Here is an 18,561-nt window from a genome sequence, read left to right on the forward strand (position 1 = left end):
TTCAAGGGTATCGACCACATCAAGCTTTGGTGATACCCTTGGGTAATATTAAAACAATTATTAATTTAAAATAAGATGTGCCAATGCGACAAGGCCTTCGATATCGATTACGTAATTACTCCAATAACTTCCTCGCAACTGCTGTTAAATCTTCGATATCTATTATACCGTCTTTATTCACGTCACTAGCTTTAAATTTATCCCAGTCACTATCGGTCGACTTCTTGCCATACCCAGCTGCCACAATCGCCAAATCTCCGATGCTTAATTTGTCGTCACCGTTGACATCGGCGGAGATTCTGGATGACTCGAAGGCTGTAATGGCCAATGTTAAGTTGGCTACAGCTTGATTGATCTGCTGTTGAGTTGCCGGGGCTTGATCGGCAACGGCTTGGGCTTGATCGATCGCCGTTTGCAGTAATGCCTTCGATCCGTTTACATATTGACCGTCGGCCTTGCCTTCTACTGCGGCGTTAACCTTGGATTGCGCTAAGCTAATTAACGTATTAAGGGCAGCCCTATCGACAGGTTCAATCGTTACGTCGAATGTGAAGGCGGATCCCGGTATTTGCAATTCCTGACCTATACCGTTAGCTAGGATCACATTACCAACCGCTACTGCAGTTTCAACTGGTACAGTGATAGGTTTGGAAACGAATGTGAAACTAACAAAATTGCCATTGACCGGAATCACTTGGTCTTCACCAAGCGCAACTGTCAGGAATCTAATATTCCCCGGAGACACCTCTTTCGACTCAATAACTACCAAACTTTCCGTCAGTGATTTCGCCTCTACGAATGTCAGTACATCGGGATCGAACTGTATCGTCAGATCTTGCCCATATACTTTTTGAAAATCGCTATCGGTCACTGCACTTATATTGAAGTTTAAATCAAATGGCGTACCTGATACAACAGATGCCGGACCGGTTAAATACGCTCCTTTATGGTCAACGCCCAGGTAGCCCTCAGGATCGGACACAGCGTAGAAAGCGTCCTTCGGGGAGAAATCACTGTTCCACATTAGCGGATTGTGACCTCTTCTCCAACTTTGACTGTCGTTAAGACCCCAGCTTGTAACGCGGTCGATATTAGCTGCGTATTTCTTATAGACTTGGAAGTATTCGGCGTAAACCTCCGCCTGTATCGCTTCAATCTCGGAGCCGTTGGTTATACCACGATTAATCCAGTAATTCCTCTCTTCCTCTGTGCCTGTCGAAGCGATTATATGGTCAATCCCACGATCTCTCAAATCCATGTAACCATTTGTTGGCTCGCCGTTATACGGAAACCAGGCAAACAGATCAAGCTCACTAATGCCAAGATCGACATCAGCGGACAGGAGATTAAGGATTCCGTTTTCCACGCTGGAAGGGGGGGTGTCCATAATGTAGTTGTGGGACTGCATACCTACACCCTCGATTAACTGGCGAGGATCGTTTGGATACTCATTTTTGTACCGCTCGTTGAGTTCTTTAGCCATCATCGCGACCAACTTCGATTTGCCATCCTGATACATATTAAAGTCATTGTAGAATAACTTGGCGTCAGTATTTTCACGGGCAAACACGAATGCATCATAGATGAAGTCGCTCGGATCTTCGTTTTCTAACATGTCTTTGCTGTAGGCCTTATACCAGCCGCTCTGGTTTCCTTGGCGAAGATAATCTTTCCAATTGGCGCCTTCAGGTATGCTTGACACTCCATCAACGAACGCCTCGTTGACGACATCCCAACTTGCGACTACACCGGGATAATAGGTGTCGAAGTGCTTGACTACGGTTTTGATAAAGCGCTCCATGTTTTCTCTGGCCTGTAATCTTGTGTAGTTGCCACTAGTACCACCGTTGACCCAGTTGGGAGTCTGGCCGTGCCACACCAGTACGTGTCCGTGCACCTTTATGCCGTTTTCTTGTGCTTGTCTAACCAGTTGGTCGGAAGCATGGTTCGACCCCTCGAAAATACTAAAAGTACCCGACGTTCCAGTGTTTCCAGTGGAAAGGTTGTCGGGCTTCATTACATTTTCAGCCGTGAGTGAGTTGTAGTGGGTAGATGTCAACAAGCCGCGAGTATTACTCGGATCTAAGTTACCAGCCCCACTATAAATGTTGCCCATTTCAAAGTAGTCCTCATAGGTTCTCCACAGTGACTCAGAACCGTTTCGGACTCTCAGTGCTACAATACGTGTGCTTAAAGCATTGATTGCATCGTTGATTTCTTTCAGCGTGGCGTTTGGATCGTCAATTAGATCCTTTACTTTATCGTATTCCATTTTGGCCAGTCGATATGTGGCTGGGGTATAAACATTCTCATCAAGCGCCACGAACTTATCTATGACCGTCTTCAGAGCGGTATCATCGGTGTTAGCCGAGGCCTGCATCGTAAAAGTCCCCGTCAGAAGAGCAGCCACCAAACAAATAAACAATAACTTTCTCATCTTTTTCATATTTTTTTCCTTTCCTTTAACATATTTGTATACTTCTTGAATCAAACACTAAATCATACTTATTCAGCTATTAGTCTCTATTTCAAGTATTTTGGAGCTAGTATAAAGTTGTGGACACAAAAAAGAGGACTGATAAAATAATATTGAAAGGTTGTGTCCAACTATGGGAACCAAGCAAGGAAAATATAGTGACGAGTTCAAAGCCATGATCGTTGAACTTCATCGTAAAGGGAAAACAGCAACTTAAATTATGAGTGAATATGGTCTAAGCAAAACGGCGTTTTACAAATGGGTTAATGTAGGTAAAGAGATTAAAGTAGGCAATGAACAAGTCTCTGTCGTAGAGGTCAAAAAGTTCAAATCTAGAATTAAAGAGCTTGAAGAGGAAAATGAAATCCTAAAAAAAGCTATGACCATATTCGCCAAAAGATAAGTGTTCGTAAGCTTTCACATTCACACTGAAGTCCAATACAGACAGAATGTAACCGTTTACACATTTGCCCACATTAATAATGAAAGCATCCGTACGCTCGTCAAAAGCAAAGCTCTCATTTTTGAGAATAAACGGCAAGGTTCCATCCGGCACTTCATTTGCTGCGAAGACCGAAGGTATATTGAATATCGAAGTCATTTTTTCTTAAACACTGTACACTGTTCCTTTAGAAATTAGATTTACTAGCATGTAGACAATTGATTTGATTCTAAGTGAGTTAATCCATTGCATCGCCTCTTTCATTTGCTTTTACGTTTTAGTACAGATTAAATGTAGCAGAAATATTGTGAAGATAATGTAAAATAGTGTCTAGCCAAAAGTACTATTTTTAATTTGTATTTCACCGCTAGAAGAGTACAAGTTACCGCAGACATTCCTAGTTTAATATAAACTTCGACTATACTTCGAGCCTTATCTACAAGTAAGATTGCCGTCACCTACTTCAAAAGGACCAATCACTATCTGAGTCAATTATCTAAAGATGTTATCTAAACTCTATGAAAATACCTTTTTCTAATTGGAGACCGCCACCTTCTCAATAAGTATAGTTAACTTAGAAGTGCCTAATTCTTCAAATGGTAAGTTCCTATTCACACTGCAATAACAAAATTTAAAGGGTCTAAAGCACGTTGTAACACGTGGAGGCTAAGCAACGGCACATTATCGATGGATATATCGAACCAAAGACGATAACGATAGCCTGCCATTTCATCGTAAATGAAATCACGACCCGCTAACAGATGCGTATCCTCGGATTATGTGCGATCTGCCCAGTCAGTGTTCACTAGCCACAGAAGGCTTTTCACATTCGGGAACTTCCTCGTGATCCGCCAGACAAGATTTTCGACTGCAGTCGCCAATCCACCACCAGGCTTTTCTGTAGCAAACAATGCCAACATCATTTCACCGGTCGCAAATGATTCTCGTACCATCAAATGACGAAGTAGTCCTTCATGTGTATCTTTATTGTAACCTTTAAGGCCGAACTCTTTTACCCATGCGCTAACTTCCAACATACCATCAACCATATTGCGGCCTGCAATCAGACATGTTTCCAGTGGAATGATCTTGCGAAAATTCCCTTGTTCATGCATTCCGAGATCCCCTTCAGGGGAGAATGTGAACTCCATCTTATTACGGTAATGCCAATGATTGTCCATTCTATATGGAAGGATTATTTCCATAATGCTTGTCTACCTCTTCTCAACGTAAACATACTTTCGTCATTATAACGAAAATGGATCTGAATGAACTTGTATTTTATACATATTCAATATGAAGTATGATAGGGATAGACACCGTCGTTTAGGTAAAACCTGTTTTAGAATAAGTATTAGATTGAGGCATACCTATCTGCTTTAAATAATAAGAGACCATCCAAAAGTAAAATGTACCCTTTGTAAAGGTCTCTTATTTTGTGAACACTCGTATGACATATAGCCTGAACCGTAACAAGATCAATCCTCCCGAGAGTCGATCTTGTTACGATCAGGCTATTATTGTTGGACCAATGAAAGTCAGTTGACTTTGGTCGTTGAGGCAAGATGGTCTACTATTCTCAAAATCAAGGTAACAGCTTCGGCTCTGGTCGTGTAACCGCCCGGAGCAAACTTATTATTGCCCCTTCCATTGATTAAACCTATGTCCGTAGCTGTTGCAATGGCCGGATAAGCCCAATTAGGAACTTGATCCGCATCATCATAGGCGAGCGTAAGACTCGAATTCATCTTGTCTTCGTACCCTAATACGCGCATCATTATGACCGTAATCTCAGAACGGTTAATCCATTGCGACGGCCTAAATGTTGCGTCCTCATACCCTTTCACCAATCCGGCAGCAACGAATTGTGATACATGGGATTTTGCGTAATCCGGAATGTGCTCATGATCCTTAAATTTCTTTGCAAGGTCAGATGAAGCAGAAGACAGATCCAGCGCTCTTGAAAGCACTGTAGTGAATTCAGCCCGAGTAACCTGATTATCTGGAGCGAATGTGTCATCTGGATATCCTTTGATCCACCCCATTTTCGTCGCCCTTACAATGTCTTCCTCGGCCCAGTGGCCTTTCGTGTCAAGATAGATAACCGGGATGTTGACCTTCAACAACAAATTTGGTTCCGAAGTTGTGCTGTTACCCGCGCTGTCAACAAGCTTGATGCGCGTTAATTGAATGGAAGCCTCGCCCTGCCCAATGGCTTCGAATTGCAACGAGGCTAATTGTATATTTCCGTTCTCACTCGTTGCATCGCCAACCTTAGTATGCGCGAATGTAATTTTCCCGTTCTCCACGATTGGGGGGACCGTAAAACCCTCCCAAGTAGTAGATGCTTGACGGAATTTCAATACCTTAGTGTCGTAGGATAGACGAAGTTCATATCCAAAAACGTTCTTCTCGCTATGGCCTTCAACAGTGACTACTAATTCGTCGCCAACTTGTACATTGCTGAAGGAGCTGCTCAATAAGAAAGTGGGCTTGAGCTCAGCGTACGCCATAATCGGCATTAACGTAAATAGAAGAAGCATGGACAGCAGCAACGGTAATTTTTGAATCTTCACTCGAATCGTCTCCCTTGTACATAAAAATAAAAATAGCGAGGAACAGGTCCAAGGGTATTAACCTCATCAAGCCTAGGCGTACCCTTGGTCTGTTTTAGATCAATTATTTAGTCAGGATGAGACGAGCCAATCTGACAAGGTCTTCAATGTCGATTATGCCATCATTATTAATGTCATAATTCTTCACTTGATCCCAATCTGGACTATCAGAGGATTTGCCATAAGCTTTAGCAAGTATAGCCAGGTCACCAACGCTTACTCTGTCGTCATTGTTGAAATCACCCGATACTACTGGTTTGAGAATCTTTACCGTATGTGCATCTCCTTCAATTTCTGACTCTTCTCCTTCACCATCGGAAAGCACTAGCAGCGTCACCTCGATATTCGCTAATCCAGCTGTAGCCTTAGCTTTGAAGTTAAGTTTAATGAGATTCTGATTTGGATTATTTATGCTTTCATTTACATGTATACCGAGAATTCTAATACTTCCATTTTTGTTATCCGTGTCCACAATAATAAACTTATTGGAATCTACCGATACAGGCTGACCTGCTAGCTCCAGTTTATCAGCGTCGTACTCAATTGTAATGTCTTGTGCATACACGGCTTGTTTCAAGTTTTGCAGACTGTAGATCACATCGAATTCTTGACCAAACTGCACCAATTCAGGACCTGACAGAATTGCGGAGCTGGTATTCACAGAGGTAACTGTCACCGTAGCTTTTGCTTTCTCAACGGCACCTTCAATCGTACCTTCTACCGCAAATACTCCTGACGTGCTATAGAGTTGTGGATCAATGGCATTCCACACAACTGAACGGTCTTCAATAACAACTCCTTCAGCACTGTGATTTACATTTACAGCCACCGTTTCAGGCAGAACAGGTGCTACCCCAATTGCTGTAGTGACCACTACATCAGCTACCCCTTGAATTTTGCTCTTAGAGAATAACCAGTCAATAAGCATGCCGCGCTCCTCATGTACGTATTCGTTGTAGACTGGAAGCCATACGGAGTGCCCATCAAATCTGTGACCGTTATAAGGAGGATCATTCAATTGGTTAAAAGGTATTATGGTCAACAAGGAATCGTTCCAGTAAGGCGAATAGGTTTTATCATTGTTTACTACCAAGTTGTATAAGAAATCTTCTTCATCAACAAAAGTCCACAGAGGCAAATTGGCAACTTTTAATGCATTTTCCACATTGCCCGGCCCACCGGCAGGACATAGAGGTGCAGCCGCTGCAGCGAAATCAGGGTATGTCTGCAAGAAGGTCCATGTAGAGCCTCCGCCCATTGAAAAACCGGTAACATAGATACGGTTCGGATCAACCTTTCCGTCCTCGATCATCCGGTCAATGACAGCCTTAACTTTGTGTATACTTTCGACAGTCGTTGCGTTACGAGGTGCCAGAACATGAGATGGGTACTTCTCTTGATTCTCAGGATTGGCCCATACTGTGCCGCCATTACTGAATCTAATTGGCGTATAGATGTCGTTACCCTGTCCACCACCATGGAAGAATACGACCAGAGGCAGCGGCCCTTCTTCATCCTCGTTTAGAAAGTAACTGTAATCCAGCCCCTCATAATTATCATATTTGTATTTGTCTAGGACAGGGCTCACAACACCAGTCTGGACGAATGTCGGTACGATGAAGGACCCGTCCACATAGTTCATTTTGCTGCCGTTATATGTGATCGTATACTGCAAATCTAAAGTGTAGCCGTTATCGATCGTTGTACCGCCGTCGCCCCATCCAACGTCAGCAAAATCAATCACAATATACTGTCCGGTATCAGAAGGAGATCCTGAATCATTTACCTGACTAGTATAAACATCCGTGACTACACGGGGTCCGTCATAGATCACGACATCAGAGTCTACTTTTCTTGTAGATTTCACATGCACACTAAAGTCCGATATAGCTAGAGAGGAATCGCTTACATTTTTTCCTGCGTCAATAATGACAACATCCGTACGTTCTTCAAAAGCAAAGTTCTTATTTAGAAGAATAAACGGTAAAGTGTTTTCATCGGGTGTTTCGTCTGCTGCGAAGACCGAAGGGATAAAAAATACCAGAGCAAATAGAGTAATACAAATCGTTACAAACCTTTTCTTCAACATGGATTAAACTACTCCTTTCAACTTTAACGTTTTAGCAAGCCAAAGACTGAAAATGGTTTACTGTATACTTAGCATCATCCTTTCATTTATTATATTTTGCATTTTCGTTTTAGCACAGATTGAGTATAACAAAAAGGTTTTAAAAAAAACGTCAAATTATGGATAGCTAAAATAACTATTTTTCGTTAAAATATATAGTTCTTTAGACTCAAGAATAATTGTTACATGGAAATCTACGATACCTTTCTGATGCAATCAGTGACTCTAGCCTCCGAGTTCGTGTAACTGATCCTTTTGACCAAGGTGTTCGGGGAGATATATTAGGAAATAAATGGTACACTATGGGAGGTGTATGGAATGTAAACCAGGAACATTTCAGTAAGGCAATTATTTGGTAAATGTATCATAAACGGAATGTGTTGTTTACGTTTAATAAGGAGTGAGCCTCTTGAAAAAAACTGTTTCTTTTTTTGTGGCAGGAGTTCTTATAATAGTAGTTATTTCATTGTTAATAAATTCTTATCGCGGAGAGAACATGCCCGATGAAACACCTATTCTTACCCCTTCTGAAACGTCTTCTCCTTTACCAAGTTCTATTGATAAACCCACTCATGAGGATATAAGCAGTAGCGAAATTGAAGAGAACATACCTTTTGAACTTTTCACAGTGGGTCATGACATGCTTGCCGATACTTTTGTTGCACCAAGCTATGTTGCTGAGAAGCAAATAGCCTTTGAGATCATAGAATCAAACATCGAATCAACCAGTCATATTGTTGTAGTCAATAAAAATAATAATGAATGGAAAACCGTCTATACCGCTCCTTCAAAACAAGTAATAAATTCACTTGTAGGCAGTGAAGAAACTCTATTCTGGGTCGAACATATCTATGAACGACAGATCGATACAGCATGGTCATTAAAAGCGTTATCCCTACAAACGGGAGAAATTCGAGAAATTCGTTCAGGAGTGGCCGAAGATGAAATTTCTCCACCCGTACTCCGAATTGATAATGGTCTCATAACATGGATAGAAAAACGAATTGAAAATCATATTGTTACCAGTTCCGCTTTTGCATACAATTCCAAAGAGAAAGTTCATAATTTAATTGCCGTGGCAGAACTCAATGAAAAAAATGAGCCCCAAGGTACTTTCTTTATTCTACAAAGACCAATTGAAGACGGAATATTAATACATCAATCCGTATTTTCAGAAAATAAAGATCTCGAAAAAATGTTCCAAATTGTACTCTATCCCTATGATAAATCGGAACCCAAAGTGATGGTCGATAATGTGAGCCAAGTGGATTTCACCGCCGATTCCCAATATTTTGTTTGGACCGAAACAGGTAAAGTATCTGTCATGGACAGAGATTCAGGGATAATTGTACATGAAGTGAAAGATCCAAAACGTGATATGTCTTTTGATTCCCCCTTTATTAGGAATGGTACTTTGTATTATCGATATTCCATTGACTCTATTTTTTCCTTGGATTTACAATCTGGAATTGAACATGAAATCGTTGCTAAGAAGTCCATTTATTCTAAAGTGTTTAATAGCGAAGGGTTTCTTAGCTTCTCTTATATGCCAGCAATTGAGCCGGAAAACGAAGTTGATTTCTTTATGTTACGAATAGATGAGGATTAACAGTCGTGCCTCCTAGTAAATAAACATGGAGAAACAGTGAATCTTTCTTTTATGCTTAATATAATTCGCTTCAGTTTTATTTGTAATAGCATATAGATTATTACCACTAATACTCATTAATTTGTACCAAGAAACTTTAGCAAGTGGCATTAATGCTATATCTCATGATGGTACTCGTATGGAATCGCTTATGAATTTAGCTAGTCCATATAGCACCACATTTGAAGCAAATGAAAAAAAATCTATTCATTTAAATGAATTACTTGATGTATCCAATGTTCCAAAACATATTCAAGGCGGAACATCACTTAATGTTCACTTCAAATTGATTGACGGTGAGATTGAGCGAACTTTATAGAGATGCTCTTCATATATTCTCTAATCTTGTTCACATCACGCTCTATGTCATTAAATGAGCGCATGAGATAAACTGAACACTCTACCATTTCGTTGGCAATAAATTCGCGAAAATGTGCTATAAGGAAGTAAACTCTTTCCAAAAAATGAATATATATGCAAAGGGCTGCAATCCAAAATGGATTGCAGCCCTTTGCATATCTTAGAGGCTAGCTATGTTACAGCCTCCCTTACAGTCTTACTTTATTACAAATTCGGATCATACTTCATGACAGTTACTTTCTCTCTATTGGCATGGTCTACAGTTTCTCCGATGAGAAACCCTTGCCCCACAAGGCTTTACAGTCTAGATTTCCGCATGGAGCTTTAGCTCCATCGTTGATTCAATTTACCGCTTAATCGCTTCAATCAGAGGGTTGGAATTTAAAGCAACTTAATCAGCTCTTCTAGCTCATCAATCAATACTTTTGCAGTTTCAAAATCAGTATCTTTTAATGCCAATTCTATTTTCATTTCAACTGATTTTTTATTTTGTTCAGTTTCTAAATAGTCCATATTAAAATGACTAGCATAAATCATCTGTCTAAATTTTCGTATACTCATTTTTCTAATCGTCTTTTCGTCAATGATTAAAACATAATCCATACCATTTACAACAGAATAGAAATCATGAGAAATCATGAGAATCGCACCCTTATAGTCTTCAATGGCTTTCTCCAATGCTTTTTGTGTATAAGTGTCTAAATGACTTGTCGGTTCATCAAGAAGCAATACGTTTGCTTTACTGGCAGAAACTTTAGCCAACTGAAGCGTGTTTTTTTCTCCACCAGATAAAGACTCTATCTTTTGATTAACGATTTCTCCTTCAAAGCCATAGTTTGAAATATACGATCTAATCTCATCATAAGTTTTAAACCCGGCATCGATGAATTCTTCTAGTATTGTATTAGAATCCTTTAGCATTTCGCCTTGATTCTGAGATAAATAAGCCACTTTAACATCAGCATTTATTTCAATTGAATCATGATTATTTTTAAAGATATCTCGGAGTAAAGTCGTTTTCCCGGTACCGTTTGAACCAATAATGGCTACTTTATCAGTAGATTTTATCTCAAAGTTAACATTGTCTAAAAGCAAATCATCATAGGCAACACTATAATTATTGACATTTACAACAATGGTGTCTTCAATTTCATTATCGATACCAAAACTAATATTCGGTTGCTTAATATTAACAAATGGCGCTTTAATTCTACGCGTTTCCAATCTTTCTTGAACCTTAACTCTAGCTTTTAATGCTCTCCCTCTAGATGCTGCTGGATTATAAGTTGCATTAGCTCTAAGATTAACGATTATGTTCTCGTTTCTCTCAATTTCTTCATTATCAGCGATTGTGAGTTCTTGTAACTCAATTTTAGTCTGAAGTAATAAGAAGTTATAATCAATATATCGCCCATCAAACTCTTGGATCTCCGTGTTTTCAAGGTGTATAATTTTGTTGAAACAATGATTCAATAGATATCGGTTGTGCGTAACAACAAGCAGTATTCCTTTGTGAGAATTAATAAGATTTTTAAGCGCATTTAGGTTTTCAAAGTCTAAAAACACATCTGGTTCGTCCATAATCATTACGTCTGGACCACTAAGCATCTCCTTCATCACTTGAATAAGTTTGAATTCCCCACCACTCAGGTCGGATACCCTAAGATCTTTTAGCTTCATGAGGTTTGCTAGATTTAGTTTCTTATTAATGTTGCTTTCAAAATCATCCCCACCGATTGAATCAAATGCGTCTAAAGCTAATTGATACTTTTCCAATAACGAATCAATATCCGATGATGTTTCCATTTCAGTACAAATAGATGTTATTTCATTTTGTATCTTAATAAATTCTTCCCCGATATATTCAAAAACTGTTGTTTCTTTAGTTTTGTCTAGTTGTGAGAATTGACTTACATGCCCAATTTTGCAAGTCGGGTCTATTTCTAACATGCCCTCGAACATATACCTTTCTGGATCCATCAGTATATCTATCAATGTACTTTTCCCACTGCCACTTGTTCCTATAAAAGCGCAATGTTGTGCCTCTTCAAACGTAAATGAAATGTTTTTATATAGCTCTTTTTGCGGAAATGAGAAGGATAAGTTATTAACTTTTATCATAGTGTTACCTCTCTTTATAACTAGAATAGTGACTATTATTAAATGTTCATGTAATGAAGTATTATTCCCACAATGCTTCTGTAACTCTTCAAAAATGACATACCTTATCATTATAAGGAAAATGGTGCAGAATGAACATGATTATCTTCTCCTGTTGCAACATATAAAAACGATATTGTCGCTCATATTTGGGGAAATAAACCTGCATTTTTTGAACAGATGAGTATTGATACATTACAAAGAACGATCAACAGCAAGCAATTTATCCTTTTTTAGGAGGTGCGATGAAGATCATAGTTACTAATATAGGTCTAAGTACTTATAGAAATAGCATTTTTAATGAGCCTAAAGACTTATGTATGCAATCGGAAAATAGTTATTTTGGATATCCATAATTTGATGTTATTTTTAAAACCTTTTTGTTATACTCAATCTATGCTAAAACGAAATTGCAATAAATGAAAGGATGATGCTATGTATCTAGCATTACATTTTCAATATTTGGTTTGCTAAAACATAAAATTTGAAAGGAGTATATAATGGAAATCATGAGAATAGTACCTTTATGGTCTTCAATGGCTTTCTCCAGTTGATTATTTTTAGATAATTTTTATAGTAAGCGTTTTCATATTTTGATAGATTATATTATAAAAGTGTTCTAGAAAAGATAAAAATCTATAATATATATTTGGATACTTGTCAAATCGACAAGGTGTCCGAATACGATGCGGGTAAGCCGTTGGCGCACCGTATCGAAAAATAAGGAGGGTTTTCATTTATGTCAAAACGATTTAGCAAAATGCTCGCGTTCCTCTGTTGTTTGGTAATGGTGGCGTCGCTAATGCCTGTCAGCTTTGCCGCTGACACTGACAACAACGAGATCTCAGAAGCGAACGAAACGCCGACCGCCATTTTTGGAACTCCCGAACTCGGGTCAGATGACCCACTGTGGGACCTGACAATGGAGCATCTCATCAACAAAAGCACTGTGCTCGATGACCCAAGACCCCATGCCACGGGTACTGCCAGGATCCTTTGGGACTCTGACTACGTGTATGCTCGCGTAATTGTAGAGGACAGCGATGTATATCAAGGATCTGGTGCGGATCATACGTACGACAGCTTAGAGCTTTTTGTCGGCCTAGGATCCAGCGGTTCCAACCAATGGCGTGTCAGTGCAACGGGCCTGTTCTCAGGACAGTCCCATACTGACAGAGCTGCGTGGACTGAGATCACGGACACAGGATACATCGTGGAAATGAGAATCCCAAAACGTGACTTGACCTTGGAGCCAGGCAAACTTACCTTCGAAGTTAATATCAATAATTCGACGGCAACTGGCGCAGATCGCTATGAAGTCGTTTCCGCTTTCGGAGATCCAGACACTGGTTTTAATGGCGATGCTTCATTTAGAGACAGCTTGGAGCTCATTGAAGCCAATGAAGTGGACACTAGACACTCCATCACCCTCTCGGCAAATACGGGCGGCAAAATAACGCCAAACGTACCCGGCAATGTGATGAGAGTTGTTCCTGGCTCAGACATAACATTTACGATTATCCCTGATAACGGAAAAATCGTGGATACCGTAACTGTAGATGGAGAGGTTGTGACTGTTAGCGATAATACTTTCATTTTATCAGATGTTAACGCTGATCATAAAATCCACGTGACATTTAACAATGATTCAGCCGCTGATCAGCTTCCGTTTATCGTATGGAATGACAACTTCGCTAGTGGCGAGTACACAACTGCTGTCATCATTGACTTAGGTGAGGGGCAGGAAGCATTAGGCTCCGCACTTGATTCGGACTTGTTCACCGTATCAGCTAAAAACACGACCCTGGTCGGTGACTCAGTAGTCTTTGAAGGAACGCGCAAGATCTCAAGAGTATACGCCAATGACGAACCGAAGGTGCGTGGCTATCTTGGGAAAGTACACAACTCACCGGATTATCAGGACGGACTGGAAAGTGGCCGTTACATTGTAGTTGAGCTTGAGTTTTATACAGAAGTCGGCGGTAATACAACGCTGGATGCCAGTAACTCGACCAAGCAAAATTACAACATTGTTCAAGACGGCGATATCATGCTAATTGAAGGTGAACCGCTTAGCTACGCCGTCTTTAAACAAGAAAATGTATCGAATCCAATCCTTGACAAATTTACAACACATACGAGCAGCGAGTCGGTCAATTACGCGCGCTACCTTCACCAGGATGAAAATGGTGAAGTGTTGCAAGGAATGCCGCTATATGTCTATACTCACGGCTTTTCACGCGGTGGTACACAGGCACATATCGACCAAAAAGCGTCTATGAAATCCGCTAACGGTTCGGTTGCTCTGATGAAGAGAATGGAAAAAAATCCTGACAAATATGCCAGCCATATTCTGAATATTTCCTATAGTGACGGTTCTGCTCCGCAAGTAGGCAATATTAAGGCGATTATCGACGACATGGTTGCTAGCGGGTTAGTAGATCCTAACCGTATTTATGCGTCGGGCTTTTCAATGGGTGGCGGGGTTACGACCAACTTAATTAACACCTACCCTGGCTTCTTCGCGGCAGCTGCTCCTTTGGGCATTTCATCTGGCTGGCCGTCGGTGAGCGCAGACGAAGCTCACAGAGATCTGGCCTACTGGCTATTTGTCAACACTTATGACTCTGGAGCAAGTAACGTCGATAACATGGTCAACGATATTGATGATTTGACCAATGCAAGAGCTTCTCGTTTTGATAGCAATGAGGCTCTTACATGGCCATACAATCAATATGATCAGCCAAGTCAGAGACCAAATATGGTGAACGATCCTCCACTACTTCGCTATATAGCACACGAAGTAGAAGCAGCGGTTCTTTACAACCAGATTACTATGGATAATCCGTTTACTGAGGAGACTTGGAGCATAGCTCCGATTATACAGTCCCCTAACTTACCTGACTACACAGACATCTTTGATTGGATGTTCGTACAGAGTAAACTAGGCGTGCTGCCTGATGGTCCGACCGCCATGTTCGGAACTCCTGAGATCGGATCCAACGACCCACTGTGGAACAAGACAATGGAGTATCCGATCAACAAAAGCACTGTACCAGATGACCCAAGACCGCATGCTACGGGCACAGTAAAGGTTCTTTGGGACAATGAAAACGTGTATGCTCGCGTAGTTGTAGAGGATAGTGATCTATATCAGGGACCCGGTTCGAATCATACGTACGACAGCTTAGAGTTTTATGTCGGCGCAGGATCCAGCGCTTCCAACCAATGGCGTGTCAGTTCAACGGGCGTGTTTTCAGGACAGTCCCATACCGACAGAGCTGCGTGGACTGAGATCACGGACACAGGATACATCGTGGAAATGAGAATCCCAAAACGTGACTTGACCTTGGAGCCAGGCAAACTTACCTTCGAGGTTTATATCAATAACTCGACGGAAAATGGTGGAGATCGCTATGAAGTCGTTTCAGCTTTCGGAAATCCGGACACAGGTTTCGGTGGCCATGCTGCATTTGCAGACAGCTTGGAGCTCACTCTAGCCAATGAAGTGGACACTAGATTTTCAATCACCCTCTCGACAGATACGGGCGGCACAATAACGCCGAACGCACTCGGCAATGTTCTGAGAGTCGTTCCTGGCTCAGACAAAACATATACAATTTCCCCTGATCACGGCAAAATTGTAGATACCGTAACAGTAGATGACGAGGCTGTGACTATATCCAACGATAATACTTTTTCTTTAACAAATATTAGTGCTGATCATAAAATTCACGTGACATTTAAAGATGATCCAGCCGCTAATCAGCTTCCTTTTATCGTATGGAATGACAACTTTGCTAGTGGCGAGTACACAACGGCTGTCATCATTGACTTAGGCGAAGGGAAAGAAGCGTTAGGTTCCGAACTTCATCCGGGCTTGTTTACCGGGTCAGCTAGAAACACGACCCTAGTCGGTAACTCAGTGGTCTTTGAAGGAACGCGCAAGATCACAAGAGTATACGCCAATGACGAACCGAAAGTGCGCGGCTATCTTGGGAAGGTAAGCAATTCACCGGATTATCAAGACGGACTGTCAAGTGGCCGTTACATCGTAGTTGAGTTTGAGTTTTATACAGAAGCCGGCGGTAGTACAACGCTGGATGGCAGTAGCAACTCGACAAGGCAAAGTTACAACATTGTTCAAAACGAAGATATCGTGCTAACTGAAGGCGAACCGCTTATCTACGTCGTCTTTAAACAAGAAAATGTTGTGAATCCAATCCTTGACAAGTTTACAACACATACGAGCGATTCAGTCAATTACGCGCTCTACCTTCACAAGGATGAAGAAGGTGAAGAGTTGCAAGGAATGCCGCTATATGTCTATACTCACGGTATGTCACGCGGCGGCACACAGGCACAGTTCGACCAAAAAGCGTCTATGAAATCTGCTAACGGTTCGGTTGCTCTGATGAAGAATATGGGAAAAAATCCTGTTAATTATGCTAGCCATATTCTGAATATTTCCTATAATGGGACTTCTACTCCACAATCAGACGATGTTAAGAAAGTTATTGACGACTTAGTGGCTAGCGGATTAGTAGACCCTAACCGTATTTATGTGGCGGGCTTTTCATGGGGTGGAGCGTATACGAACACCTTAATTAACACATATCCTGGCTTCTTCGCAGCAGGTGCACCTATGGCCCCGGTATTCGGCTCACCCGAAGCGAGCGATAACGAAGCCCACAGAGACCTGGCCTATTGGATATTTGTAAATGCTCATAACGTTGGAGGATACCAGACTAACCTCAATAACTTCATAAATAACAATATGCCGGAAATGACCAACGCAAGGGCTTCTCGTTTTGAGAGCAATGAGGCTCTTACGTGGCCATTCAATCAATTTGATCAGCCAAGTCAGAGACCAAATCCAGAAAACGACCCTGTCATGCAAGACTATATAGCACACGAAGTAGAAGCGGCGGTTCTTTACAACCAGATTACTATAGGGACTTGGAGCATTGCTCCGGCATCACAGTCTTCTAACTTGCCGGCTTGGGACAATGACTACACAGACGTCTTTGATTGGATGTTTGCTCAGAGAAAACAAGACGTGCCCGGTGCTCCGATCGGCTTAAAAGCGACGGCGGGCGACGGACGGGTCACATTGAGCTGGACTGCTCCGGCTGACGACGGTGGCAGCGAGATATTGGGCTACAAGGTCTGGTATGACAACAAGACGCCGATCATACTGGGTGATACGACGACCGATTATATTTTCACGGAGTTGAAAAACAACCAAAGCTACACCTTCAAAGTCGTCGCGGTGAACGCGCAGGGCGACAGTGAGGAGATAAGTGTGACGGCGACGCCGAAGAAGAAGACGACTCCTATTGTGACCGATCCTTCTGGCGGGAACACTGACAATACGGACAACACCGGCAATACGGGCACCGAGACAGACACTGGATCGTCGAAGCCGACCTACACAGTAAACACACCGCAGGATAAGCCAGCGATTACAGACACGAAAGGCAATATTACCCTGCCTGGCGGTGGCGAGATTGTGACCAAGGGCGGGACGAAGATTGAGGTGCCTGAAGGCACAACTATAGACTCAAACGGTAAGGTGACCATTCCGGCAGACAAGAGCGCCGAAGTGACACTACCAGGCGACAACGGCATATCGCTGAACATCCATGAGGGTACAGAGCTTGTGTTCGATGACGACACTGAACTAGGCTTCATCGTAGTGTCGAGCAACCCTTTCAATGATGTCAACGATAACAACTGGTTCTACAGCTACGTAAACTCCGCTTACACATTCAGTCTGTTCGACGGCACGTCATCCACGACGTTCTCACCGGGCACCTCAATGACTCGCGCGATGTTCGTGCAGGTACTGGCCAATCTTGAGAACGTAGACCGTTCCGACTACATGAATTCTCGCTTTAGCGACGTGGCGGACGGACAGTGGTACACGGCGGCAGTCGGATGGGCGGCTGAAAACCGCATAGTCAACGGTATAAACGCAGATCTGTTTGATCCTAATGCATCGATGACACGCGAACAGATGCTAGTGATACTGTACAACTACATGAACTACAAGGGCTATGAGATTCCTCAAAACCAAGCTCAGTCCTTCGCGGATGAAAGCGAGATCAGTTCATGGGCATTGGAGGCTGTTCAGGCGCTACAAGGCATCGACATTGTAACAGGCAAGGGTAAGAACTTGTTTGACCCTAAAGGTACCGCTACCCGTGCCGAAGTAGCAACCGTCTTTGTAAGATTCATCGAATATCTAGCTAAGTAAAAGCGTAAACAGAAAAATATGGACCCTTCTGGCTGGACATTATCCTGCCGGAAGGGTCTTCTTCTATTTTACAAAGAAAATCTCCGGTCTGATGCTGCTAAACACACCTATCGTCTAAAAAATCCTTACACGCAAACTTTAAAAGCATAAAAAACCACTCCCTAATAAAATATTAAGAAGTGGTCAAGCAATTTAATAGTCATTACACCACATGACTCGTATGCAGGACATTTGCTACTTTGTTCTCATCTATAGAATTATTCAATTCGAAGATATATATAAAAAGTGCATCTGGATTTGAACTGCGTGAGACAGGGTTTTTTTAAATTCACTTGTCTACCGTATGGGGAGCATATCACTTTTGGGACAGCCCTTCTTTCAACAATACCACCTATTCTAGTATGCCCTATCCCTATTATCGATTTCTAAATTTCTGGAATAGGGCATTACTAGAATCAGTTTTTTACGTAACT

8 protein-coding genes and 1 pseudogene are annotated in these 18,561 nt (G+C 41.7%); 4 read left to right on the top strand and 5 right to left on the bottom strand.

Annotated features, from left to right (window positions below):
* Window positions 1-115: 115 nt before the first annotated feature.
* Window positions 116-2,491 carry an endo-1,4-beta-xylanase gene (locus tag AC1TO5_RS10430; RefSeq protein WP_482062744.1) on the bottom strand — a complete coding sequence of 792 codons (2,376 nt, stop codon included), beginning with the start codon at window positions 2,489-2,491 and terminating at the stop codon, window positions 116-118.
* A gap of 205 nt (window positions 2,492-2,696) precedes the next feature.
* On the opposite strand from AC1TO5_RS10430, the gene AC1TO5_RS10435 reads away from it, so the two are divergent.
* Complete coding sequence (locus AC1TO5_RS10435) at window positions 2,697-2,879, top strand: hypothetical protein (RefSeq protein ID WP_482062745.1); 183 nt, start codon at window positions 2,697-2,699, stop codon at window positions 2,877-2,879.
* A 677-nt stretch (window positions 2,880-3,556) separates the two neighbouring features.
* On the opposite strand, the pseudogene AC1TO5_RS10440 reads toward AC1TO5_RS10435, so the two are convergent.
* From AC1TO5_RS10440 to AC1TO5_RS10450, 3 genes and pseudogenes are all read right to left on the bottom strand, one after another.
* Window positions 3,557-4,099: pseudogene (locus AC1TO5_RS10440) on the bottom strand (class I SAM-dependent RNA methyltransferase family protein); the annotation flags it as partial.
* Between the two features lie 357 nt (window positions 4,100-4,456).
* Window positions 4,457-5,494, bottom strand: a complete 1,038-nt coding sequence (locus AC1TO5_RS10445) for an S-layer homology domain-containing protein (protein WP_482062746.1) — start codon at window positions 5,492-5,494, stop codon at window positions 4,457-4,459.
* 103 nt (window positions 5,495-5,597) lie between these two features.
* Window positions 5,598-7,622: a cohesin domain-containing protein gene (locus AC1TO5_RS10450; protein ID WP_482062747.1), complete on the bottom strand. Its 2,025-nt coding sequence runs from the start codon at window positions 7,620-7,622 to the stop codon at window positions 5,598-5,600.
* A gap of 448 nt (window positions 7,623-8,070) precedes the next feature.
* Between AC1TO5_RS10450 and AC1TO5_RS10455 the strand changes: the two genes are divergently transcribed.
* Both AC1TO5_RS10455 and AC1TO5_RS10460 read left to right on the top strand, forming a co-directional pair.
* A complete protein-coding gene (locus AC1TO5_RS10455) occupies window positions 8,071-9,270 on the top strand; it encodes a hypothetical protein (protein WP_482062748.1) in 1,200 nt (399 codons plus the stop codon).
* 178 nt (window positions 9,271-9,448) lie between these two features.
* Entirely contained in the window at window positions 9,449-9,628 is a 180-nt protein-coding gene (locus AC1TO5_RS10460) for a hypothetical protein (protein WP_482062749.1), read from the top strand.
* Window positions 9,629-10,050: 422 nt separating this feature from the next.
* Here the strand turns inward: AC1TO5_RS10460 and AC1TO5_RS10465 are convergent, their stop codons facing one another.
* Complete coding sequence (locus AC1TO5_RS10465) at window positions 10,051-11,790, bottom strand: ABC-F family ATP-binding cassette domain-containing protein (RefSeq protein ID WP_482062750.1); 1,740 nt, start codon at window positions 11,788-11,790, stop codon at window positions 10,051-10,053.
* Window positions 11,791-12,568: 778 nt separating this feature from the next.
* On the opposite strand from AC1TO5_RS10465, the gene AC1TO5_RS10470 reads away from it, so the two are divergent.
* Window positions 12,569-18,088, top strand: a complete 5,520-nt coding sequence (locus AC1TO5_RS10470) for a sugar-binding protein (RefSeq protein WP_482062751.1) — start codon at window positions 12,569-12,571, stop codon at window positions 18,086-18,088.
* Window positions 18,089-18,561: the final 473 nt, after the last annotated feature.

Source organism: Paenibacillus sp. Y930 (assembly GCF_056786375.1).

Bases quoted from the DNA above. Each gene is read 5' to 3' on its own strand.
- AC1TO5_RS10435 (WP_482062745.1), top strand. From the start codon at position 2,697: ATGAGTGAATATGGTCTAAGCAAAACGGCGTTTTACAAATGGGTTAAT.
- AC1TO5_RS10450 (WP_482062747.1), bottom strand. From the start codon at position 7,622: ATGTTGAAGAAAAGGTTTGTAACGATTTGTATTACTCTATTTGCTCTG.
- AC1TO5_RS10460 (WP_482062749.1), top strand. From the start codon at position 9,449: ATGGAATCGCTTATGAATTTAGCTAGTCCATATAGCACCACATTTGAA.
- AC1TO5_RS10465 (WP_482062750.1), bottom strand. From the start codon at position 11,790: ATGATAAAAGTTAATAACTTATCCTTCTCATTTCCGCAAAAAGAGCTA.
- AC1TO5_RS10470 (WP_482062751.1), top strand. From the start codon at position 12,569: ATGTCAAAACGATTTAGCAAAATGCTCGCGTTCCTCTGTTGTTTGGTA.